The sequence below is a fragment of the Ruoffia sp. FAM 26254 genome (assembly GCF_045528545.1).
Classification (GTDB): Bacteria; Bacillota; Bacilli; order Lactobacillales; family Aerococcaceae; genus Ruoffia; species Ruoffia halotolerans.
The window spans coordinates 43605-69037 of the sequence record NZ_JBGQQY010000009.1; the positions used below are offsets into that span (position 1 = coordinate 43605).

Annotated in this window: 23 protein-coding genes and 1 pseudogene; 20 read left to right on the plus strand and 4 right to left on the minus strand. The window is 32.5% G+C overall.

Annotated features, from left to right (window positions below; translation table 11 throughout):
- Positions 1–21 precede the first annotated feature (21 nt).
- The 4 genes from sufD to ACEN3Z_RS03885 form a co-directional block, all read right to left on the minus strand.
- A complete protein-coding gene (gene sufD, locus ACEN3Z_RS03870; RefSeq protein WP_407089702.1) occupies positions 22–1326 on the minus strand; it encodes a Fe-S cluster assembly protein SufD in 1305 nt (434 codons plus the stop codon).
- Between the two features lie 9 nt (positions 1327–1335).
- Positions 1336–2106 carry a Fe-S cluster assembly ATPase SufC gene (sufC, locus tag ACEN3Z_RS03875; protein ID WP_138404801.1) on the minus strand — a complete coding sequence of 257 codons (771 nt, stop codon included), beginning with the start codon at positions 2104–2106 and terminating at the stop codon, positions 1336–1338.
- A gap of 740 nt (positions 2107–2846) precedes the next feature.
- The gene (locus tag ACEN3Z_RS03880) at positions 2847–2987 is read right to left on the minus strand and encodes a hypothetical protein (RefSeq protein WP_407089703.1); all 141 of its coding nucleotides are present in this window, start codon (positions 2985–2987) and stop codon (positions 2847–2849) included.
- Between the two features lie 283 nt (positions 2988–3270).
- On the minus strand, positions 3271–3513 hold the full coding sequence (locus ACEN3Z_RS03885) for a hypothetical protein (protein WP_407089704.1): 243 nt from the start codon (positions 3511–3513) through the stop codon (positions 3271–3273).
- Positions 3514–3944: 431 nt separating this feature from the next.
- Between ACEN3Z_RS03885 and ACEN3Z_RS03890 the strand changes: the two genes are divergently transcribed.
- From ACEN3Z_RS03890 to ACEN3Z_RS03985, 20 genes and pseudogenes are all read left to right on the plus strand, one after another.
- Positions 3945–4763 carry an LCP family protein gene (locus tag ACEN3Z_RS03890; protein ID WP_407089705.1) on the plus strand — a complete coding sequence of 273 codons (819 nt, stop codon included), beginning with the start codon at positions 3945–3947 and terminating at the stop codon, positions 4761–4763.
- 13 nt (positions 4764–4776) lie between these two features.
- Positions 4777–6663, plus strand: coding sequence for a polysaccharide biosynthesis protein (locus ACEN3Z_RS03895; protein WP_407089706.1), 1887 nt, complete (start codon positions 4777–4779; stop codon positions 6661–6663).
- A gap of 18 nt (positions 6664–6681) precedes the next feature.
- Positions 6682–7419 carry a YveK family protein gene (locus tag ACEN3Z_RS03900; protein WP_407089707.1) on the plus strand — a complete coding sequence of 246 codons (738 nt, stop codon included), beginning with the start codon at positions 6682–6684 and terminating at the stop codon, positions 7417–7419.
- A gap of 2 nt (positions 7420–7421) precedes the next feature.
- Complete coding sequence (locus tag ACEN3Z_RS03905; RefSeq protein WP_407089708.1) at positions 7422–8162, plus strand: CpsD/CapB family tyrosine-protein kinase; 741 nt, start codon at positions 7422–7424, stop codon at positions 8160–8162.
- Positions 8159–8935 carry a tyrosine-protein phosphatase gene (locus tag ACEN3Z_RS03910; protein WP_407089709.1) on the plus strand — a complete coding sequence of 259 codons (777 nt, stop codon included), beginning with the start codon at positions 8159–8161 and terminating at the stop codon, positions 8933–8935. The genes ACEN3Z_RS03905 and ACEN3Z_RS03910 overlap by 4 nt, the downstream gene beginning before the upstream one ends.
- Positions 8936–8957: 22 nt before the next feature.
- Positions 8958–10067, plus strand: a complete 1110-nt coding sequence (locus ACEN3Z_RS03915) for a DegT/DnrJ/EryC1/StrS family aminotransferase (protein ID WP_407089710.1) — start codon at positions 8958–8960, stop codon at positions 10065–10067.
- A gap of 10 nt (positions 10068–10077) precedes the next feature.
- Positions 10078–10686, plus strand: coding sequence for a sugar transferase (locus ACEN3Z_RS03920; protein WP_407089711.1), 609 nt, complete (start codon positions 10078–10080; stop codon positions 10684–10686).
- A gap of 75 nt (positions 10687–10761) precedes the next feature.
- On the plus strand, positions 10762–11370 hold the full coding sequence (locus ACEN3Z_RS03925; protein ID WP_407089712.1) for an acetyltransferase: 609 nt from the start codon (positions 10762–10764) through the stop codon (positions 11368–11370).
- Complete coding sequence (locus ACEN3Z_RS03930) at positions 11370–12623, plus strand: glycosyltransferase family 4 protein (protein ID WP_407089713.1); 1254 nt, start codon at positions 11370–11372, stop codon at positions 12621–12623. Before ACEN3Z_RS03925 ends, ACEN3Z_RS03930 begins: the two co-directional genes overlap by 1 nt.
- Positions 12624–12638: 15 nt before the next feature.
- Positions 12639–14495, plus strand: a complete 1857-nt coding sequence (locus ACEN3Z_RS03935) for a heparinase II/III family protein (protein WP_407089714.1) — start codon at positions 12639–12641, stop codon at positions 14493–14495.
- Between the two features lie 61 nt (positions 14496–14556).
- The gene (locus ACEN3Z_RS03940) at positions 14557–16176 is read left to right on the plus strand and encodes a hypothetical protein (RefSeq protein ID WP_407089715.1); all 1620 of its coding nucleotides are present in this window, start codon (positions 14557–14559) and stop codon (positions 16174–16176) included.
- 41 nt (positions 16177–16217) lie between these two features.
- On the plus strand, positions 16218–17339 hold the full coding sequence (locus ACEN3Z_RS03945) for a glycosyltransferase family 4 protein (RefSeq protein WP_407089716.1): 1122 nt from the start codon (positions 16218–16220) through the stop codon (positions 17337–17339).
- A gap of 85 nt (positions 17340–17424) precedes the next feature.
- Positions 17425–18576 (plus strand): hypothetical protein, encoded by a 1152-nt coding sequence (locus tag ACEN3Z_RS03950; protein ID WP_407089717.1) that lies wholly within the window; start codon positions 17425–17427, stop codon positions 18574–18576.
- Between the two features lie 99 nt (positions 18577–18675).
- Entirely contained in the window at positions 18676–19992 is a 1317-nt protein-coding gene (locus ACEN3Z_RS03955; protein WP_407089718.1) for a hypothetical protein, read from the plus strand.
- Positions 19993–20135: 143 nt separating this feature from the next.
- Positions 20136–20693 carry an acyltransferase gene (locus ACEN3Z_RS03960; protein WP_407089719.1) on the plus strand — a complete coding sequence of 186 codons (558 nt, stop codon included), beginning with the start codon at positions 20136–20138 and terminating at the stop codon, positions 20691–20693.
- A gap of 11 nt (positions 20694–20704) precedes the next feature.
- Positions 20705–21967, plus strand: coding sequence for a lipopolysaccharide biosynthesis protein (locus tag ACEN3Z_RS03965; protein ID WP_407089720.1), 1263 nt, complete (start codon positions 20705–20707; stop codon positions 21965–21967).
- A 79-nt stretch (positions 21968–22046) separates the two neighbouring features.
- On the plus strand, positions 22047–23264 hold the full coding sequence (locus ACEN3Z_RS03970; RefSeq protein WP_407089721.1) for a nucleotide sugar dehydrogenase: 1218 nt from the start codon (positions 22047–22049) through the stop codon (positions 23262–23264).
- A 14-nt stretch (positions 23265–23278) separates the two neighbouring features.
- Positions 23279–24373, plus strand: a complete 1095-nt coding sequence (gene wecB, locus ACEN3Z_RS03975; RefSeq protein ID WP_407089722.1) for a non-hydrolyzing UDP-N-acetylglucosamine 2-epimerase — start codon at positions 23279–23281, stop codon at positions 24371–24373.
- A 54-nt stretch (positions 24374–24427) separates the two neighbouring features.
- Positions 24428–24535: pseudogene (locus tag ACEN3Z_RS03980) on the plus strand (UTP--glucose-1-phosphate uridylyltransferase); the annotation flags it as partial.
- Positions 24536–25011: 476 nt separating this feature from the next.
- A complete protein-coding gene (locus ACEN3Z_RS03985) occupies positions 25012–25266 on the plus strand; it encodes a hypothetical protein (protein WP_407089723.1) in 255 nt (84 codons plus the stop codon).
- Positions 25267–25433 lie beyond the last annotated feature (167 nt).

Consider the following 25433-nt stretch of genomic DNA (forward strand, 5'->3'; position numbering starts at 1 on the left):
ATAGTTGATACAGTTAATTTATTAATCATGGTTTAATGTTTTAAGTTTCTCATCAATGATCTCGACCATTTGTTGTCTTACTTTATTAGATGGCATTGTTTGAATCACTTGACCTAAAAATCCTCGGATGAGTAAGTATTCAGCTTCCTCGTGCTTTAAACCACGACTCATTAAGTAATACAGTTGCTCTTCATCAACTTGACCCACACTCGCGGCGTGACCAGCTGTGACTTCAAACTCATCAATATATAAGATTGGGTTTGTATCCGCACGGGCATCATCAGAAAGCATCATTACACGGCTTTCCTGTTGTGCATCTGCGCCCTTAGCATTCTTAACGATATGGCCGATACCGTTGAACGTTAGACGCGCTTGGTCAAGAATAACCCCATGTTGGAAGATGTTGGCAGTTGTATTCTTACCAACATTGAGGACCTTCGTGTTAATCGTCTGTGTCTGCGATTGGTTACTGATACTAATAACATCAACGTTGGATGATGAGCCGTTACCATCTAAGACGGTATAACTATCTAAGATTGTATCCCCATTATTCATAGCCGCCACTGCCCAAGAAATATTCGCATCAGGTTGTGTCAAGCCGTAGCGGCGAATGAAACTTGTCGTGTTTGCTCCCAGTGAATCCATCGAGACATACTTAACACTAGCCCCATTGAGAGCAATCACTTCAACAAATAAAGTGGCACTATTGGATTTATCGCCGATCGTATTTGATTTCTCTAAGTATTCAACGCGACTATTCGTATCCGCTACAATTAAAATATGCTTATTGAATGCGAGTTCTTGACGACTGTCTTGTAGCAACACTGCTTCAATCGGCAAGTTCACTTCAACGTTTTTTGGAATATAGATGAATAATCCACCGTTCATAAAGGCTGTATGGTAGGCAGCAACTTTATCTTCTGCAGCAGGAATCGCACTGAATAGATGCGCATCCACTAACTCAGGAAATTCATTCATTGCAGTGAGGAGGTCTTGAATAATTACACCTTGCTCCATTAAGTCTGCTAGCACGAAATCAACATCCGTCGTATTACCACAGTGAGCGATGCGGGCGCTCAGTTGTTGGTCATCCGAAAGCTTTAGGTTGTTTTTATAAGTAGAGACTAAGTCATTGGCACTGGCTTTTGGACTTGCAATCACTTGGTTGAATAATTCCCACGTTGGGTAGCTCATACGCTCTATAAAAGGTAAGGGCAGTGCTTCCCAAGTAGCTAAGGCTTGTTGTTGTGCGTCTTGAAAAGCTTGAGTAACGTTTGAGTATTGTGGAATTAAGCTTTTTTGTTCATGTAATGGTATTTGTGTCAAAGGTTTCACCTACTCTTTTAATTCAAAATCTAAGCCCAACTCTTTAACGATGCCACGATATCCCTCATCTTCTAATCGTTTGGCTAATTCAGGACCACCTGATTTAACGATTTTTCCATCGATAATAATATGAACATAATCCGGTGTAATGTAGTTTAGTAATCGTTGATAATGCGTAATGATTAAAGCACCAAAGTTTTCGCCACGCATCTCATTTACACCACGTGAAACAACTTTTAAGGCATCAATATCAAGTCCTGAGTCAATTTCGTCTAGGATGGCGAAGGCTGGTTGAATCATCATTAATTGTAAGATTTCGTTTCTTTTCTTCTCACCACCTGAGAAACCTTCGTTCAAGTAACGTTCTGCCATTTCTTCCGGCATGTTTAAGATGGCCATCTTTTCATCGAGTTTTTTAATAAATTCCATGACACTCATTTTGTCATCGTCAGCGCGACGGGCATTAATGGCAGCTTTCATAAACTGGGCATTTGTTACACCAGGAATCTCGCTTGGGTACTGGACTGCTAAGAATAGCCCAGCTCGAGCACGCTCATCAACTTCCATTTCCAATACATTTTTACCATCTAAGTAAATTTCTCCTTCGGTCACTGTATAAGCTGGATTTCCCATGATCGCCGCTGCTAAGGTTGATTTACCCGTTCCGTTTGGTCCCATTATGGCATGGATTTCATCCGTGTTAATGGTTAAGTTTAGACCTTTTAAAATTTCCTTGTCTTCAATTGATACGTGTAAGTTTTTAATTTCTAATGTCTTCATTGATACCCTCCAATTATTCAATAAAAATGATGGCTCCATACTTTATTTTATTAAATTAGCTAAATGAGCCGAGTGGCAAACGTTCATATAACTTTATTTTATATAATATAACACATAAAAAATTATAAAACTACTCTACTTTTACCATGTCTTTAATATTTAAATGAATTGGGAAAGCGTTTAGATAAATTAAGCACTAAGCTTGTCATGTTATGAGGGTAGAAGAAAATCAGTCTATAAATAAATATCAAAAGTATCTCCACGCATCATTAGCAAATACAATACCATAAACTATATAAGTAAATTAATAATTTCTATCCTCAAACTTTGAAAAAATCGTTTTAAACATGTTGAATTGTAATAATCATTGCGACAAATATGTTTCTTTACTTGATTAACAAGCGTTCGTGTAAAAATACGTCCAAAAAGGCAACCGTCGCAACCGTATCTTCTCGTGCACCGATTGGACCGCGACACATCCAACAGGGTGACTTTTTTCGATTTGATCAATAGAAAAGGGCGTCGCGCACCGGCTCGACGTACCGCAAATTGACTTACGGTTCATCGTGCTGACTCACGACACTCCGCAAATCGACATGCGGTCCATCGTCCTGACTCACGACACTCCTCAAACGCAAATACGGTCCATCGCGCCACCTCACGACGCCCCGCAAACGCCAAATTCTCCAAAAATCCCCACAAAAAAAGAGCATCACCCACCAAGGTAACGCCCATCCCACCTAAAATTCAAGACCAAACTCCCAATACTTCTCAGCTTTCTCCTCCAACACAATTTGAATCGCTGCCTTAATTCGGCTCAAATCACTAAAGTTCAGGTAGTGATCAATCACCACCATCAACTTCCCAATCGTATCAGGCAACTTAAACGTACTAATAATAATTCCACCTTACTTGAATTCAAGCGCGCAACACTCAACTCCCGGTGCTGGTACGTCTCAATCGCCAAATAATCTCACAATTCAAATGATAACAACTTCTGAATCATCCGCGCATGAGAATAGTGCCCATCATAATACTTCCCGTGCAAATCAACCATTAAATATTTCAAATTAATGAATCTATATAGATTCGTAAGTCAATCTTATTCTCATCCATAGACCGACCCAGTAATTGTCTAAACTCATGATATATATCATAAAGTGCTTAGTGAGACTTAGGAAACTGCACATGAAAATATTCTTGCATATCTGCTGTTTGTTCCATCATAATTCGATATCCTTTATGCGGTGAATCAATGTCAAAATCAAGTTTCGACCCACTTAAGAAAGTAATATCTTCCTTTATAATACGAGCAGTATCGTCTAGATGTTCAGCTAAGGTAGAAATTGTTATCAGACATCCCGTTACAGCAATAAGCCAATTAATTAAAGGCGGGGAAGATTGCATGCCTTAAATAAACGTCTCATAGAATCCCTTTCAACTTATCAATAAACAAATGCTTTCTAATCAGAGTCCAACAAAATATACTGTAATATAAAGTTACTCATTATAGTTTTAGCCATTAGTATTGTAAAGTTTATGTAAATTTTAAGGGTTAATAAAGAAAAAAGAGAAAAATGTAGTATCATAATTTAAGTGAATAATAAGGCTACATTCGTCGCATAGAATAAATTATTTCATTACTATTATAATTAAATATACATATATTAATCGTTTTCAATGAAATATAAACGAATTTCCCCTTTAAATACTATAGATTTATGCGTATAATTAAGGTAAAATTAAACAATCTATAAAAAAATATTATCAAAACTAGAAAAATTAAAAATTAACTTAATATCGAAGGATTGATAATCTAATCAAGAGGAGTAAAAAGGATGAAATTTCCCCGGAATGTTTTACTTATATTACTAATGGTTACCTCAACATTAAGTCCCAACCCCTTTGTATCCGCTCAGGAAGAGTCATCAGAATCTTCTGAGCATTTTTCGATGTTATTTATGGGAGCAGACACTGGAGACTTAGGAAGAGTGGATCAAGGTCGTTCAGATACAATGATGGTTATGGATATTAATAAGGAAGAAGAAACTGGAATTCTTGCAAGTATCCCACGAGATGCCTATGTTGAGATCGAAGGTTATGGATTAGATAAAATTAACCATGCATATGCCTTTGGTGGCGCAGAATTAAGTTTAAGCACGGTAAATAACTTCTTAGAAACAAATATTGAAAACTATGTCGTAGTTAATATGGCAGGACTGAAGGAGATTGTAGAAGCAGTTGGAACGATTGAAGTGACACCACCGACATCTTTCTCGATAGGAGGCTATGATTTCGTAGTTGGAGTCACAACCGAATTAGATAGCGATATGGCATTAGCTTATGCACGTGAGCGTTATACATCAGGCGGTGATTACGCGAGACAAGAACGCCAGCGTGAAATCGTACAAGCAGTGATGCAAAAAGCAACGGAACTGGAATCAATACCAAACTATATTAAGATGTTCTCTGCCTTATCAGATAATATTGAAACAAACTTAAGCTTGCCACAATTATTCGATTTATACAAAACTTACAATTCAAATATCGAAATTGAAACTTATCAATTAACGGGAACAGGTGAGATGATCGATGGTATTTACTATGACATCATTGATGAAAACTCATTAGCAGCATTAAAAGAACAACTACATTAATAAAAGATAATAAATGAATAAAAATAGTAAAGTTGGTGACCGATTGGAAAAACAAAATTCAACCACTGTATTTGTTAAGTGGATTGAGAAAATGAACAACATTCAAAAAACAATAGTCTGGTTACTCGCAGATTTCATTTGTCTTTGTATTGGATCAGCGAGCGCCTATATCTTTTACTGGAATATGATTAGCCCAAGATTAAAAGGGTACTTTCTTTTCACAATTGTAGCTTTTGTTATCTATATAATTATCAGTCGAGTGTTTAAATTAAATATGCGGATTAATCGCTATAGTGGCGTACGAGATTTATTCTCTCTATTCATGGCATTCGTACTGAGTGGATCTTTAAGTGGTTTAATCACCATTTTTTTCGATTTTATGATTGCTTTACGCTTCATGGTACTTGCGGGGATTGTAGCTGGAATTATCGGCATTGGTTTACGTGTTCTTTGGCAGAATATCTACCTATTGAAAGATCAAAGTCGGCGTACCCAAACGGATGATATTAAGCAAATTATTGTGATTGGCGCAGGTGACGGTGGATCACTCTTCGTAGAGAATCACATACGGAATCCACAAGATACAGAAGTAGTGGCGATTCTAGATGAAGACCCCAAAAAACAAGGTAAAAGTATCTCGGGTATAAAAGTTGCGGGAAATCTATCACAATTGGAAGCTATTGAGAAAGACTACGACATCGATCGAGCAATTATTGCTATACCAAGTTTAACGCCCGAAGATTATGAAAGAATCATTACTGAACTCAACAAATATGATATTAAACCCTATAAGATGCCTAAAGTGGAAGATGTCATTACGGGAGTTTATCAAATGAATCATGGTCCTAAAAAAGTAGATATTGGTGATCTCTTAGGAAGAAAAGAAATCCAATTGGATGAAAGTCATTTAAGAAAAGAAATTGAAGGCAAGACCATTGCGATCACCGGAGCTGGTGGATCTATTGGATCAGAAATCACTCGACAAATCAGTCGCTTTAATCCAAAGCGTGTCCTACTCATTGGACATGGTGAGAACTCAATCTACTTAATCTATCAAGAACTTCAACAACTCGATACGATGACCGAATTCGTTCCTGTGATTGCGGATGTGCAAGATTATGAGCGAATCTATGAATTATTCAAAGAAGAAGAAGTGGATATTGTATATCATGCAGCAGCGCATAAACATGTACCGCTCATGGAATGGAACCCAGAAGAAGCCTTAAAGAATAATATTCTAGGGTCTTACAATGTAGCCAAAGCCGTTGACCAAGCTAAAGTTGGTAAGATGGTGATGATCTCAACGGACAAAGCCGTTCGCCCACCGAATGTGATGGGAGCATCAAAACGTGTCGCCGAACTCATCGTCACAGGAATGAACAAACAAAGTGACTCGATCTTTTGTGCGGTTCGGTTCGGAAATGTGTTAGGCAGCCGTGGAAGTGTCATCCCACTCTTTGAGAAACAAATTGCCGCCGGCGGACCTGTTACAGTAACAGACTTTAGAATGACCCGTTACTTTATGACCATACCAGAAGCAAGTCGTCTGGTTGTATTCGCGGGAGCACATGCAGAAGGCGGAGAAGTATTCATCTTGAATATGGGAGAGCCAGTCAAGATAGTAGACTTAGCGCGCAAGTTAATTCTACTTAGCGGCCATACGGAATCAGAGATTCCAATTGTGGAAGCCGGGATAAGACCGGGTGAGAAGTTATATGAAGAGTTATTAACATCCGGCGAACTCGTCGAAGAACAAATTGATGAGAATATCTTTATCGGTAAAGTCGTGGACAAACCGCTCAGTGAAACCGTTGAGTTTGTTGAAAGTCTAAATGACTTACACCCAAGAAAATTAAAACAGGCGATTATTGACTTCGCCAATCATAGTGCTGAACAATAAGAAGTTAGTGGAGGATATATGGAACAAGAAATTAGTTTATTAGATTTGTGGAATCTATTTCGTAAGTACTTTGTAAGAATTGCTGGTATGACGATTATCGGTGCAACATTAGCGGTGGCTTTTATGATATTATTCGTCGATCGTCAGTATGAATCAGAAGCACAGTTACTAGTGAATCAAAGTAGCAATCAAGAAACGGCATTGCAATATAATGAAATTCAATCAAATGTATTCTTGATTAATACATATACCGACATCATTCAAGGAGATGCTGTATTAACAGCTGTAAATGAAAGTTTAGGGAATCATTTCACGATTGGTGAATTAAGGAATGCAATTAGCGTAGAACAATCCCAAAACTCACAGGCCTTCTATATTTCAGCAACAATGGAGTCACCTACAGATGCACAAAACATTGTGAACAGTATCATTGCTGAATTTGAAAACACACTATTAGAATTCTACGGCGATGATGTGAGCGGTATTTATGTTATGTCGTCAGCTTCATACAATCCGAATCCTGTATCACCAAGTTTAATTATGTATGCCTTAATTGGTGGAATGCTTGGGTTTATTATAATGGTAGGGATTGCTTTAATTCAAGAGTTAATGGATAACCGAGTGAAATCAGCAGAAGACCTAACCAATATGGGAATGATTCGCTTAGGTGAGATTAATGAATTGACACCAGCACAAGTGAAGAAAAATCGTTATAGAATTGAAACGAATAATACACCATTAAGAAGGGAAGTGTAGAGATGTTTGGATTTGGAAATAACAATAGAGCTAAAGCGGAAAAAGAACAAAGACTTGGAGCTCCATTAGTGACATATTATGAACCAAAGTCAGTGATTTCCGAGCAATACAGAACATTGAGAACTAACTTAGATTTTACACAAATGGGTAAAGAGATGCGTTCGATTGCGATCACGTCGAGTATGCCGATGGAAGGGAAATCAACAACTTCTGCAAACCTAGCCTATACAACAGGACAGACAGGACGAAATGTTTTAGTTGTAGATTCCGACTTAAGAAAGCCAACTTTACATCGAACTTTCAAATTGAATAATGAACAAGGGTTGACTACTTTATTAGCTAATCCAGAACTTCCATTCAACCAAGTGGTTCAAAAGTCAAAAGAATTGAATTTATATTTCTTACCCTCGGGACCGATACCCCCGAATCCAGCAGAATTAATTGGATCACCACAAATGGGTGTATTAATGCAAGAGTTGGCTGAGAACTTTGATATGGTCATATATGACACACCGCCAGTAAATTCTGTAACAGATGCACAGATTATTGCGACTCGAGTAGATGGTGTCATATTAGTAGCTCGTCAAAACTATGCTCGTAAAGATCAAGTACGTGAGGCCAAGGAAGCTTTAGAGAATGTAAAAGCTAATTTGTTAGGCTTTGTTGTAAATAATGTACCTTTTGAAGAAGGTAAAGGTTATGGTTACGGATATGGTTATGGCTTAGAGGATGATGAAGCATGATCATAGACTTACATTCGCATTTAATACCAAGTGTGGATGATGGTGCTCAAACATTAGAACTATCCATTGAATTAGCTAGGCAAGCAGTTGATGAAGGGGTGGAACATATGGTTCTAACCCCGCATCACCGTAATGGGAGATATCTGAATCGTAAAGCGGATGTTATTCGAAGTGCAGAAGCTTTACAAAAAGAGTATCATCAAGCAAACATTCCACTTGCAGTTTACCCTAGTCAGGAGATTCGACTGACGGATAAGTTTTTTGATGATTTGTATAATGATGATTTATTGTCATTAGATGTAACGGGTAAATATTATTTAATTGAATTCCCATCAGACAAAGTACCAGAAATAGCAGATGAGATATTGCAAGAATTAATTGATAATGGCATTACGCCCGTCATAGCCCATCCAGAACGTAACCATGAACTATCAACAAATCTGCATCGACTCTATGAATTAGTTAAAATGGGATGTTTAACACAAATTACAACATCAAGTTACTCAGGCTACTACGGTGAAAAACTAGTTGAAAACAGCAAACAAATTATTGACCATAACTTATGCCACATATTAGCCTCTGATGTCCATCATATGGAACACAGACCGATGAATATGAAGAACGCGTTTGCTAAATTGACGCAAGAATATGATGAAGAAACAACGAATTACCTTAAAGTAAATGCCCAGAATATCTTTATTGGTGATCCAGTGCAGATATTAGAACCAATTGAACCTAATAAGCTCCGTAAAAAGTGGTTTGGATTATTTTAAAATTTGTTTAGGAGGAAATATAATGGAAAGAATTTTTCTAGCTTCACCTCATATGAGTGAACAAGGGTATGAACAACAGTTTGTTAAAGAAGCATTTGATACAAATTGGATTGCACCCCTTGGTAAGAATGTCGATTCTTTTGAAGAAGAACTCGCAACTATGGTAGGTACTTCTAACGCAGCTGCTCTAACATCAGGGACAGCTGCTGTTCACTTAGCGTTAAAAGCAGTAGGTGTCGAGAAAGGTGATATTGTGTTTGTACAATCATTAACTTTCTCAGCAACAATCAACCCGATTATTTATCAACATGCGAAACCAGTATTTATTGATTCAGCCCCAGGTGATTGGAATATGGATCCTGAAAAGTTACGCGAAGCGTTTAAGAAATACAAACCTAAAGCTGTGATCGCAGTTCACTTATATGGACTATCTGCACGAATTGATGAGATTAAAGCGATTTGTGAAGAACATAATGTTCCCTTAATTGAAGATGCTGCTGAAAGTCTAGGAACTATCTACAAAGATCAATGGACAGGAACATATGGCGATTATGGAATCTATTCATTCAATGGTAATAAGATTATCACAACCTCAGGTGGTGGGATGTTAGTATCTGATAATAAAGAAGGTATTGATAAGGCACGTTTTTGGGCTACGCAAGCACGCGAACAAGCAGTTCATTACCAACATGAAGATATTGGATATAATTATCGTCTAAGTAATGTATTAGCTGGTATTGGTCGTGGACAATTAAAGGTACTAGAAGATCGTGTTGAAAAAAAACGTGAAATCTTCAACCGTTATGTTGAAGGCTTTAAAGATATCGTTGAGATTACTTTCATTAAAGAACGAGACGATGAACGGGCGAACTATTGGTTGAGTGCCATTATCTTAGAGTCAGATAGAGTGACACCAAGTATGATTATGGAAGTATTAAACAATGAGAATATTGAATCACGTCCAATATGGAAACCAATGCATATGCAACCTATATTCGAACAGTATGATGTCGTTGGTGGAGAAGTATCCGAAGCATACTTTGAAAAAGGTTTATGCTTGCCAAGTGATACTAAGATGACAGAATCTGAACAAGATAGAGTTATAGAAATTATCAAATCACTTTGGAAGTAAGGTGAGGATGATGTATCAAAAATATATCAAAAGATTATTAGATGTGATTTTATCAGGATTGGCACTAATTGTTCTTTCGCCAATCTTTATCATTGTTTACTTCTTAGTAAAGACTAAACTAGGGACACCAGTTCTATTTGTTCAGAAACGGCCTGGTATGAACGAGAAGATATTTAAAATGTATAAGTTTAGAACTATGACCGATGAACGGGATAAAGATGGGGAATTATTACCTGACGAGATTCGTTTAAATAAATTCGGAAAATTACTACGGTCGACATCTTTAGATGAATTACCAGAATTATGGAATATTTTTATTGGAGATATGAGTATCGTTGGGCCAAGACCGTTACTGGTTCAGTATTTACCTTTATATAATGAACATCAAAATCAACGTCATAAGGTTCGACCAGGCCTGACAGGGTTAGCTCAAGTAAAAGGGAGAAACACTTTAGCTTGGGATGATAAGTTTAACTTAGATGTAGAATATGTGAATAATATAACGTTTATGAATGATGTCAAGATAGTCTTGCTGACAGTAATAACTGTATTTAAACGTGATGGAATTGCATCTCAGGATTCAGTAACAATGGAACCATTTAAAGGTAATAAAAAGTAATTAAGACAAAATACTCCAATGAAATAGTGCTTTCCCAAATACTTAAATCGATATATTTGGATAAGGAGAATGTTTATGAAGAATACACTAGTAATATTGGGTGCAGGTGGGCACGCCAAAGTATGCCATGAGATTGCGGAAAAAATGAACAAATGGTCAAATATCATTTTCTTAGATGACAATCTTTCTAATCAAAGTTTTAAAATCACCGGACCAATATCGGATTATAAAAACTATAAAGAATCAGATTTCTTTGTTGGAATAGGTTCAAATAAAGTAAGAAAAAAAATATTTGAAATGCTTGAGAAAGAACATTTGACAATTGTGACTTTAATCCATCCACATACAACAATTAGTCGAACAGTTAACATTGGAATTGGAACTGTAATTATGCCAGGTGTTATTTTAAATGCTTCTACTTTAATTGGTAAAGCAAATATATTAAACACTGCCTGTACTGTGGATCATGATAATGTAATAGGAGATTTTGTTCACATATCGCCTGGATCGAATTTATCTGGAGAAGTTAAAGTAGGAGAATTGTCTTGGATTGGAATGGGCAGTTCAGTGATAAATAAAATTGAAATTACTAGAAATGTTACGTTAGGAGCAGGTAGTACGGTAGTAAAGAATATTATTACAGAAGGAACATATGTTGGAACACCGGTAAGGAGAATTGGTTAATGAAGAAGATTTGGATATGGAATCATTATGCTACTGAGATGTACAAAGTAAAGGGCGGACGTCATTATTGGTTTGCTGAAAATTTACAAAAAATAGGATATGATGTAACAATTTTTTGTGCTAATACTTACCATTATACAGAAGAGTATATAGATACAGGTCGCAAAAAATATGTTACGAATATGATTAACAATATCCCATTTGTGTTCGTAAAGACTAAACTATCAACTGAGAACGGGTTAGATCGTATTATGAATATGGTAGTTTTTTTTTATAATATATTCGCTGTTGCTAAAGAATATATTAAAGAAAATGGGACGCCGGATTTTATATTAGCTTCGAGTGTCCATCCATTAACAATGGTAGCAGGGATAAAGGTTGCAAAAAGATTAAATATCCCGTGTATATGTGAAATAAGAGACCTTTGGCCAGAAGCAATCTTTAAATTTAATAAACTTAAAGAAGAGAGCTTGTTAGGTAAGCTATTAATAAAAGGTGAGCATTGGATATATAAAAACGCAGATGCACTGATTTTCACTAAAGAAGGCGATACTGACTACATAAAAGAAAGAAAGTGGGACGTAGCGCAAGGAGGAGAAGTTAATCTTGATAAGGCATATTACATTAATAATGGACTAGACATCGAAGAATTTAATAGAGCTATATCAGAAAATATGTTAGATGATAAAGATTTGGAGACTGAAAAATTCAACATAACATATATTGGTACTATTAGACCAGTAAACAATGTAGGAAATATATTGGATGCTGCTAAACATCTTAAGGATGACCCAAATTTTCAGTTTTTAATTTATGGTGATGGTAATCAAAGAGAAATGCTTGAAAAAAGAATAGTTGAGGAAGATATAACAAATGTCAAAATAAAAGGGTTTATTGAGAAAAAATATATACCATATATTTTAAGTAAATCATCTGTGAATATTTTAAACTACTCCAATACACAATATAACTGGTCACGAGGTAATAGCTCCAACAAATTATTTGAGTATATGGCTTCAGGTAAACCGATTATATCGACTGTTAGCATGGGTTACTCTATTATTGAAAAATATAAATGTGGGCTAGAATTGGAAACAGGATCACATGATGAACTTGCAGAAGCCATAATAAAGGTAAAGGAATTGTCACCAAGTAAATACGAAGAATTATCTAGAAATGCAAAAAATGGGGCTGAATATTTTGATTTCAAAGTACATACACAGAAATTATTAGAAATCATTGAATCATTATAGAGAAGGAGATATGCTATGATTAAATCAGTATTATCAGAATATGGCATACCTTGGGTGTTTAATAGAACATTATATGCTACTAAATTAGGATTGATGAAAAAGATACCTACAACAGAAAAATTATATGAAAAAAAAGTTAATATTAAAAGAACTGATATATTTAATTTTAATATCAAGGAAATAGAGCAATTTTTGAAAAAACTGCCTGATGATAATAAACAAGAGATCATTAATATTGCTGATGCAGCCATTGAGGGCAAAATAAAAGGATTTTCTTCGATAGAATTAGATTATGGTAACCCTATAAATTGGCATTTAAATCCCATAACAGGCGTGCAAGTTGATAGTAAAACAAAATGGTATGAAATTCCAGACTTTGATCCTGAAAGAGGGGATATAAAAATTGTTTGGGAAGCTTCACGATTTACACATTTTTTCAGTTTTGTCCGCGCATTTATGCTAACCAAAGAATTAAAATACTATAGAGCATTTTCAGAACAACTTAATAACTGGCTTATAAACAACCAATATAGCTATGGAGCAAATTATAAATGTAGCCAGGAAACTACATTACGCATGATTGGTGGGTTATTCTCTTATTCTGTTTTTGAAGCATATGAAGTTACTACAGCTAAAGATGAGAAGAATATTACTAAACTAATTTCAGATTCATACAAAAAGGTATTATCGAATTTTTTTTATGCACATAAATGTATAAAAAATAACCATACTTTAACAGAAATATTAGGACTCATAATAGGTGCTTGGTGTTGTCAAGATGATAAAGCTTTATTAAAAGCCTATAATTTGATGGATGAAGAAATAGCAAAGCAATTTATGCCAGACGGAGGTTATATACAATATTCGTTTAACTACCAAAGGTTTGCGCTTCAAATTATGGAAATGCTTTTGAAAATTAATATTAAAACAACAAAAACTTTATCTAAAAAAAGTGAATCATTAATCTTAAAAAGTTCTTTACTTCTTTATCATTTACAAGATGAATCAGGAGTAATGCCTAACTATGGTTCAAATGATGGAGCTTTAATCTTCCCGTTATCATCATCTACTTATAGAGATTTTAGACCTGTAATTAATACAATCCATTCTTTAATAAATAATGAAAGACTTTATCAATCTGACATTTATGATGAGGAAATATTATGGTTTACAAAGAACAATATCGATGATTTGCCGATAGTAGATATCCAAAGAGAATCATTAGCCTTTGAAAATGCTGGATTCTACTCGCTTAGACATCAAAATGGTTTTTTAATGACAATTTTATCTGATTATAAAACGCGACCAGCGCAAATGGATCAAATGCATATTGATTTGTGGCATAAAGGATTAAATATCTTTTGTGATAGCGGTACATATTCATATGCATCAAAATTAGGCCAAGAATTATCATTAACTGCTGCACATAATACTGTAAAAATTGAAAATATCGAACAAATGAATAAGCGTGGTCCATTCTTCATTTATGACTGGACTGAAAGAAGTAGTGTTCAATTTAAAAAAAGTTATTTTAAAGGAGTAATGAAATCTCAAAATAGCTATTTGCATGAGCGAGAAATCACTTTAAAAAATAGTGTATATAATATTATTGATCACATCAGTGGGACAAATAAAAACTTTGAAATAATATTTAATACGCCATTTGACATTGAATATATCGATAATGGAATTAACTTAATTCATGGAAAACAAATTATAGCTCAGGTAATAACGGAAGGTTCTATTGAATCAACTAAAACATACAGAAGTTTATATTATTTACAAAAAGAAGAAGTAAATAAAATAATAATACGAAGCGATAAAAACATTATCAAAACAAAAGTAATCTTAAATGATAAAATTAATACATAATTAATCTTTATTTTAAGATATATAGTGAATTAAAATATTAAGTGAATAGGTGAATGGAATTATGTTAATAACAACAACTGGAATTAAGCAAATAGATAGTTTCCACGAATATAAGTCTCCTAAAGATTATTATTATTATTATAACGGATTATTTTTCTTGAGAGGCAAGAAAGCCGGTCTTGAAAGTGTTAAAGAATTGGCAAAAACATATGAGAGTACAAACCAAATTGATTTTGAAAAGTTATATGGAGCTTTTAGTTTTGTTATAAAAGACCCAAATGGAAAAATTACTATTTTTTCTGATAATAGTAATATGCATTGTGTTTACTATAGCAAAGAAAGTTTAAGTAGTAGTTTTTTAGAAAACATCAATTACTTAACAAAAAACCAAAAAGTAAATTTTAATGATGAATCGTTAACTGAATTTTACACTTTAGGAAATGTATATTTTGGTAAAACATTAATCGAAGAAATATCTGTATCTAAATCTTCTGATTTATTCATAATTGAAAATAATAAGTTGATAAAAACTGATAAAAACATAAATTCTATAGAAGAGAAATCAACTATAAATAATCCAATTGAATTCTTAAATGATGTAGCATTTGCTTTATCTGAGGAAAAAACATGTATTGCCTTAACTGGAGGATATGATAGCCGACTCTTATTTTCTGGATTAGGAGATAAAATCGATATTACCCCAACAATTAGTGGTAATAAATATGATTCAAAAGACATCTCTATAGCCAGTAAAATTGCAGGTATTTTAGGAAAGAAAATGTATGTAGTGGAAACACCAAAACCAGAAATTAATAATACTTTGATTTATCATCAATTTAAAATAGCTGATGGAATGATAAATTTCTTTGATGATTATAAGGTAAGATGGAATATATTCAGAGAAAAACTAAAAGAAGATGGATTTAAATTTCATATTAGCGGCGATGGTGGAGTATTACACAAAGACTGGGAATGGCTTCAAGATTTTCCGTTTTATAATAAAAAAAGAACGGATATAAAGAGGTATTATTATCATAGAATTGCTTTCAATTATAGAGAGAATAATATAGGTGGAAGATTAAAAAACAACTTAAATGGCCAAGAAGAGCGATTCTTAAAAGAGCTATCCAAATATAAAAAAGAAACTAATACTGAAACATATGATTCACTTTATAATTATGTTAATGGTAATAGAAAGCTACAATATAATATTTCAGCTAAAGAATTTTCAAGTTATGCTCCATTACAGGAAATTGATTGGGTGAGATATTCTTACGATTTACCAAGAAAAAAAAGATACTTCAATTTTTTTATACGGGGAATGACTTCCAAATTAAATAAAGAAATTGCTCAAGAAGTGACTAATTGGGGTACGACTGCATCAAATGAATGGAGTTTTATTCTACGAGATTATTTTGTTGAAGCAAGGAATTATTCAATAAAAGGATTAAGACTAATTGGTAGAAAAGTATTTAAAAAAACTTTATTTATTGAAAAAGTAATTGATTGGACTATTTTTGATGAGTTTAGAGAGCTGGATATTATCGATCAAGCAATTGATAATTGCATTAAAATGGAAATATTAAGTCCAAGTACAACAAAAAATGAATTAACAAATGAACAAATTAGTAGAGTAACACATATACATTTATTAGCTAAATATATGCAAAATACGAACTAAATAATATGTAAGAATAATCATAACACCTACTGGAGGACAAAATGAAAGTATCATTCGTTATTCCTTATACACCAATACCAAGAATAAATAAGAGAATAGAAGTAGCAGAAAAAATATTCAAAGTAGATTTACTTTATTGGGATAGAGGAGATAGCAAAAAAACAGCAATTAAAGACTATTCCCCAGAAACAAAAATTACTGCACATAGTATAAACTTGGATAAAGGGAGTATTTTTCATAGGTTAGTAAAGTCACTTTCCTTTTCTAGATTAGCTTTGAAGCATTTAAAAAAGGAGAAACCAGAAATTATATATACAACTAAAACGGACATGTTATTTCTTGTATATATTTATTGTCTATTTACGAAAATAAAACCCAAGGTTATTTATGAAGTAAGTGATCTTCATAAATATGCGTTAAATGATTCTAAAAAAATAACATCTACTATTTTACGCAAATTGATATACTGCCTTGAGAAAATATCGTTTAAATCTGTTGATAAACTTGTAGTAACATCCCCTTTTTTCTGGGACTATTATTATAAATCATTAATTAGCCAAAATCATGTAGTCTTTTTACCTAATTCACCGAATGAAAAAATATTTAAAGACTATCATGCAGTGAGAAGCGAAAAATTTACCATAGGGTTCATTGGGAAAATTAGATATAAAAAGCAGCTGAAGATGTTGATAGAGGTTTCAAATCGAGTTAATATTGATGTTTTTATAGCAGGTAACGGCCCTGATTATGAAGAATTAAAAACATTCTCAAAAGATAGAAATAATATAACATTTTTTGGACCATACAAATACAATAGTGACATAGCAAAATTATATAGTAAATGTGATGCGATATATTCCGTTTACGACACTGACATTGAAAATGTGAAAATAGCTTTACCGAATAGATTATATGAGGCTGCATTATGTGGCATACCATTAATAGTATCTAGAAATACGTATTTAGAAAGTGTAATAATAGAAAATGGGTTAGGAATGGCGGTAAATCCATATAATCCCAATCAGCTAGAGGAAACTATATTGAAATTAAAAAATAAACAAGTTTTAAATTCAATAAAAGAAAATGGGATGCTCTTTTATAAAAAAAATAGTAATAGTATTGCAGAAAAAAAACTACTTAATACATTTAAAAAATTAATTTAAAAAGCGATGTAAATTTATGAGATTTTATTTAAATTAGAAAGTGAAAAAAATGTATAATATAAAATGATTTTCAGAAAGGAAAAAAATGAATATATTAATTATTAAATTAACCCCAATCTATGGTATGAACTCATCCATGATGCGAACATTAGCATTAACTAAAGGTTTGTTGGGAAATGGTAATTCTATTGATTTTTTAACTGTACCATCAAGTGAATCTCATACATTAAGTAAAGGATATGATTTTTTATCAAAGACTAATATTATTGAGACATCAAAAAATAAGTCCTACTCTGTTATAGTGAAAGATATTAATCAGAAACCGTTAAAAAAAATGTTATATTCAAAAATGAGAAGAATGTATCATAAGTTATCTGTTTTTGATTATTCAAAATCTATAGCTGAAAAACTAAAAATAGAAGATTTGCCAAAGAAAGAATACGATATTGTAATTTCTGTTTCAGATCCTAAAACTTCACATATTGCAGCAAAAAGACTAATTAATCAGGGATTAGATTATAAAAAATGGGTCCAGTATTGGGGAGATCCATTAACACTTGATATTACTAAAAAAAATATATATCCCAAAATCATTAATAAGTATATTGAAAGTAATTTACTTTCCAATGCAGATTTAATTTTATATGCATCACCAATTACCTTGAGAAAACAAAAAGCTTTATTTGATAAGCAAGCAAATAGTATGGATTTTATACCAACCCCGTATATTGAAAAAAAATACTACCCGAGAACGAATAATACTAAACTACAAGTTGGTTACTTTGGAGACTATATTGAAACAACACGAAATATTCATCCTTTATACGAAGCGGCTCAGAAACTGGAAGACAAATTAGATCTAACAATAGTAGGATTCTCCGATTTAACTTTACAAAGTAAAGAGAATATAATGATACATGAGAGACAAGATATAGAAAAATTTGAAATTAATACTGATATAATGGTTTGTATTTTAAACAAAAAAGGAACACAAATACCAGGGAAGTTATTCCATTATGCATCGACTAATAAAGCGATTTTATTAATTATAGATGGAGAGTATGGAAAAGAGATATCAGACTACTTCTCACAATTTAAACGATATTATATTTGTGAGAATAAGACCAAAGAAATTATAAAAACAATAGATTATATTTCTGAAAACTTAAAAAAAGAAAAACCATTAGAGGACTTTCATCCTCAAAATATTGCAACTAAAATACTTAGTAAATTATAATAAGTATAAAAGAATAATGATTAAAGATATTCAATAATTAATTTATAGTATTAAAGAGGTGAGGAATTAATGTATATATTTATATTAATAAATATAGTAGTGTTAACTTTATTGAGTATAATTTTCAGTTCACTGAGTATACTTACTGTCGGATTAATTGGATTACTTATCACTTTATATATTATTAATTACACAAAACTTAATAAAGCAAATATACCCCTATATAAATTATTGATAATTATATTTTTAATAAATATTTTATCAATATTAATATTATATTTTGGCTACGAAAACTATTTTGGGTTACCATACTACGATGGCGGATCTGATGATTTAAAATTTGAAATATGGGCTAAACAAGCTATAAAACACGGTTTAGATTTCCCATGGCAGTATTCAAGAGATTTAGCTTTTAGATCGAATAATTCAAAAGGATTCGTTTGGTTGATTTCGCTCTTAATGAGGATAAATGAATCGTTAGGTGGATACCATACAATTTCATTTCGTGTTTTAAATGTAAATTTTTTAATTTCAATCGGAGTATTAGCAACGTCTTATTTTGCTAAACATTATAAATTTGGCAAGACTGAGAATTCAATCCTATTACTTTTTGTAACATTATTTCCCAACATGATGTACTTAAGTAACCATGTATTTAGAGATACTTTAATATCACTAATTTTATTTTATGTGTTTTATATATGGGATGATTATTTGACCGATAGAAAAAATGGAATCCTTCTATTATTGTTCAAAACAATATTAATTACTTATTTTTCTTTTTGGGTACGAGAGCAAAGTGTTTTTTTTATAGGGATAATCATAATTATAAATGTTTTACTTAAAGAAAATTATATAAAGATTAAAAATATATTTATATATACTGGATGTCTATTGTTAGTTTTGATACTAGCACAAAGAACTGGCCTATTGGAGGAAGTGTTATCTTTTAATGAAAATTATACGGAACATAAATTAAGCATTTCTGATGGCCTAACTACTCATATTTTTAGTATATCGTTATTTCCATTTGGTATAATACTTAGATTTTTATATGGTCTCTTGTTTCCTATACCGTTACAACTTTTAAACATTTTGAGAATGTTTTCCAATATTGATATGTTTTATCAAGTTCTTATTTCATTTGGGTCAGTTATTCAAATTTATTTATTACCATATCTCTTTAGAAACTTCAAAAAAATGGATAAATTATTTATATTATATAATGTTTTTCTTATTGGAATTGTAATTACTACGTTTACATTCCGACATTTTGTAACGCTTTATCCATACATGTTTATCCTTATCTTTAGACAATATTTTTTAGTTTCCAAGAAAGGAAAAACAATAAATTTAATAATTGTTTCGATGGCACTAATACTTTTATTAACAATTTATATGATTTTGTCTTTTTAAATCTGAAGTTCTAGAGAAATACTAACTTTATGCAATATGATTACTCAAGAAATCAAAACTAATTTTTTTTATAAATTTCTGTTATTAGACACTTATGATTTTATAAAACATTAATATTTTTATGATATTTAGAAAGGTAAAACATGAAAAACTTATTCAAGAAAATTTACATTGGATTATCAAGAATAATAATGTCCTTATTTTATGATAAATCCTATTTTAGAGGAAAACATTTTAAAAATAGTACTAAAGGTTGGCAATGGTGTTGGCGTAATGTTTTTATGCAAAAAATTATTGGAATTAATAAATCAGTACCCTTTCCAGTTTCCTTTAGGTCTGATTTTGGCCATTGGTATAATATTGAATTTGATTTAGATGATTTAAATAATTTTCAGCATTTCGGTTGTTACTACCAATCTTGGAATGGAAAAATAATAATAGGAAAAGGCACATACATAGCACCTAATGTTGGTTTGATTACAGAAAATCATGATTTAAATAATTTAGATAAACATACATTAGCGAAAGATATAAAAATCGGAAATAAGTGTTGGATCGGTATGAATAGTATGTTGTTACCAGGTGTGGAGTTAGGTAGTAATACTATAGTTGGTGCTGGTAGTGTAGTTACAAAAAGTTTTGAGGCAGGAAACTGCGTGATTGCAGGATCACCTGCTAAAATAATAAAGTTTTTAGATTAAGGAAAATAATTATGAAAAAGTATTTTAAATCAAAATTAGTAAGAAATATAATGCAACTAACTGCTGGCTCTGTAGTTGCTCAATTTATAACTTTAGCTGTATCACCAATCTCCACGAGAATATTTTCACCTGACGAATTAGGAATATATACTTTATTACTATCTGTAGTAACAATCTTCGGTCCGATATTATCTGCTAGATATGATGTTATGATTGTTTCAGCAGATGATGAAAAAGAAACTCATGAGTTAATTTTGGGAAGTATTTTGATAGGTAGTATATCAATTGTTTTAATTACACTTGGTTACTCGGTATATCTAATGAATAATGAGGAGCTATTTAATAGTATTGGATGGTATGCTTATATTGTGGTGTTTATATTAATTATCACAGGTATGATTAATATACTTACGTATTATAATAATAGGTTTCAGCAGTATAAATTAATTTCTGTAGCCCAAGTAATAAGAGTTTTTGCCCAAAATATATCTATGATAATATTCGGTATTCTTCAGTTTGGCTCTATAGGTTTGTTATTAAGCCAGTTGTTTGGATTATTATTTGGAATATTTAGACAAGCAAAATATTTATTAGAAAATTTTAATGCTTTAAAGTCTATAAAATTCAAGGAAGTTATTTCAACATTAAAAAAATATAAAGATCAACCATTTTTTTCTACACCAGCTCACTTAATAAATGCATCATCATATTCTATATTAAATTTTATAATTGAATTTTTATATGGGTTTGAGGTTTTAGGATTTTATTCTATTTCGTTTAGACTTCTTGGCTTGCCATTAAATATTATTAGTGTAAATTTGTCGAAAATTTTTTTCCAAGAAGCATCTGAAGAACAACGAAATAGTGGTGGATATACGAAAAGCTTTCTTAAGTTCTTTAAAATACTTTTCTTTCTTGCAGTTCCAATGGTGATTGGACTAATGCTGTTTTCACCATACCTGTTTGAATTATTTTTTGGGAAAGGATGGAATGTTTCAGGGAGGTATGTTCAAATATTGGCTCCTATGTATGGAGTAAGATTTATTGTTTCTGCTCTGAGTCCAGCGCTAATTATTTCTCGAAAACAAAAAATGGAGTTATTTATGCAAGGCGCATTTATTGTGAGTGCATTACTCATTTTTTATTCTAGTACCTTATTAGCTTTAAAAATAGAATTATTTCTAACTGGAATTAGTATTTTTTATACAATGATTTATCTAGGCTTTTTATTAGTTATATATAGACTTAGTAGACAAAATAAAGTATCAATATAACGTATGAAAAAATTATGACTAATTATCATTTATATGGTAATATTAAAATGTTCACATAAAGTTAAGAAAGAGGTAAATTATGATTAATGTAATTGGTTTAGGGTATATTGGATTACCGACAGCCTTAATGTTGGCAAAAAATGGTGAAGATGTAATTGGGACGGATTATAATGAAGAATTAGTCAGGTCATTAAACGATAATAAAGTAACTTTTGAAGAGGCAGGCTTGACTGATTTATTTGATGATGCAATAGCAAATGGTATTAAGTTTTCAAACGAATACCAAAGTGTAGATGACTATATAATTGCTGTACCAACACCGTATTATGATGAAACTAAAAAAATTAATCCCGAATACTTAATTTCTGCTATTGAAGAAGTACTTAAAGTAGCGAAAAAAGGTGCGACTTTAATAGTTGAATCTACAATTCCCCCAGGAACTATGGATGAACAAATACGTCCACTAGTAGAAGAAAATGGTTTTGTAATCGGAGAAGATATTCACATTGCTCATGCTCCAGAACGAATTACTCCTGGTAACATGATTTATGAACTGGAAAATAATTCGAGAACAATCGGGGCCGATGAAAAAGGTGTTGCAGAAAGAATTAAAGACATTTATGCAAGTTTCTGTAAATCTGAAATCGTAACAACGGATATTCGTTCAGCAGAAATGTCTAAAGTTGTAGAGAACACTTACCGAGATGTAAACATAGCATTCGCCAACGAACTAGCAAAAATCTGTCGTGAGGGTAATATGGATGTCTATGAAATTATACGGATAGCTAACAAGCATCCACGTGTAGATATTCTACAGCCAGGTCCAGGTGTTGGAGGGCATTGTATCCCAATTGATCCATGGTTTTTAGTTGGTGATTATCCAGAATTGTCGAAATTAATTTTAAGTGCTCGTAAGATTAATGACTCTATGCCTGAATTTGTGTTTGATAGATTAAAAGATATTATGAAGCAAAGTGATATTAAAGATATTTCAAGGGTTGGTGTTTACGGGTTAACTTATAAAGAGAATGTCGATGATACTCGTGAAAGTCCAGGACTACAATTTAGAGATTTATTGGAAGAGAATCTAGTTCAAGGTGTGAAATATTATGATCCATTTGTAAATAAATCAGTTGTAGAAAATCAATTATTTGATTTTGATGAGTTTGTGGAAAGTACAGATGTAATTATTGTAATGACAGCTCATGATCATATTAAAAATAATTTTGATAAAGTTAAAAATAAACATATTTTAGATACGAAAAATGTGTTTGATTATTCTGTTCATAAACTATAATTAAGGAGCAAATAATGAAAAAAGTAATGGTTGCTTTTGGAACTAGACCAGAAGCTATTAAGATGTGTCCGTTAGTTAAAGAATTAAAAAGTCGTAATGATATTGAGCTAGTGGTCTGTGTTACAGGTCAGCATAGAGAAATGTTACAACAGGTATTAGATACATTTAATGTTGTTCCTGACTATGATTTAGCAATTATGAAAGACAAGCAGACATTATTTGATGTTACAATTAATATCTTAGATAAATTGCGTGATGTTCTTGAAAAAGAACAACCAGATATTGTATTGGTACATGGTGATACGTCTACAACATTTGTTACATCTTTAGCTTGTTTCTACTTACAAATTCCTGTAGGACATGTTGAAGCAGGATTAAGAACTTATGATATTTACTCACCTTATCCTGAAGAGTTTAATCGACAAGCGGTTGGTTTAGTTGCTAAATATCATTTTGCTCCGACAGAAATGTCTAAACAAAATTTATTAAAAGAAGGAAAAAATCCTGAAGATATCTTTGTTACTGGAAATACAGCAATCGATGCTTTAAATACGACAGTAAAAGAAGATTATACTCATGAACATTTAGAATGGGCATCCGATAGTAGATTAATCTTGATTACCGCTCATAGAAGAGAAAACTTAGGTGCACCAATGCACTCTATGTTTAGAGCAATAAAACGAATTATAGATGAAAATCCAGATGTAAAAGCTATCTATCCAATTCATATGAACCCTGTTGTCCGAGAAGCAGCTAATGAAGTATTTGGAGACGATGATCGAATAAAAATTATCGAACCTCTGGAAGTAGTTGATTTCCATAATTTCATTGCTAATTCACATATCATTGTTACAGATAGTGGTGGCATACAAGAAGAAGCTCCTGGCTTAGGAGTGCCAGTATTAGTAATGAGAGATACAACTGAAAGACCTGAAGGAATTGAAGCAGGTACTTTAAAATTGGTTGGTACTGATGAAGAAATTATTTATAGTACATTTAAAGAGTTACTTGAAGATGAATCAGTTTACGAATCAATGAGTAAGGCAAGTAATCCTTATGGAGATGGAACGGCATCAAAGCAGATAGTTGATATTTTGGTAAATGAATAAACGTTAGATTAAAAAAGGTATTAGCTTTGATCAGCTAATACCTTTTTTATGAAAGCAGTAATTCAAGCAGAAACATTCGTTGGGGATGAGCCATTTGTTGTGATGTTTGGTGACGATATTATGGTGGATGAGGTGCCACTAACGAAGCAACTGATGAATAACTGTTAACGTCAAGTAGAAAACCACACTTTCTGTCAATTAGTTTTCCGAACATTCTGCCAAATAAGATTCGGCACTTTTTCCCTAATCAAACACACGTTGTCGATGTTTCATTCGATAATGAATATTACATTGTGGTGGAGCCAGTTAGTTTGTTTTATTGAGAGCCATCGTTTCGCTATGAGAGAGCTACCTCTTTTTATAAAATATGTTTGTAGGTCTTATCCTACGACTATTTTATAGAAAGAGGTTTTTGTATGGAAAAATATAAACAGATACTTCGGTATGAACATGCCGGTATCTCTCAACAAGAATTAGCGAAGCTACTGTCTGTCTATCGTAATACGGTCTCGAAAGTGGTGAATGCGAAGTAGGCAGCTCAGTTAGAGTGGGATCAAATTAGCGGATACACAGAAACGGAACTAGGGAAGAAACTATTTCCAGAGGTGACGGGCGATAGCTCGACTTTTTATTATCCGATGGATATTGAGTATTTAATAGGAGAATTAAGGAAGCCAGGAATCACAAAAAAGTTGTTATGGGAAGAGTATGTGAAAGAGACTCATACGATCGGGACACAGCTTGCATATCAATATACGCAATTTTGTGCTTACTTAAATCGAGTGATTGAACATTCAAAAGCAACGATGTATTTTGAGCATATGGCAGGTAAAAAAGGTGAAGCGGACTGGGCTGGTAAGACGATGAGTACGGCGATGGGTTTCGTCCACTAGTGCGGAACTTTCGTCCGGTAAATGCGGAGTAATCGTCCATTGAGTGCGGAAAGTATCGTCCATCCTATTAATTTATCGAAGAAGCCATAAAATCAAAAGAACAGAACACATCATGAGCTCTGTTCTTGATCTTAAACAAGATAATAGTTTATTTGTATTCTCTCAAA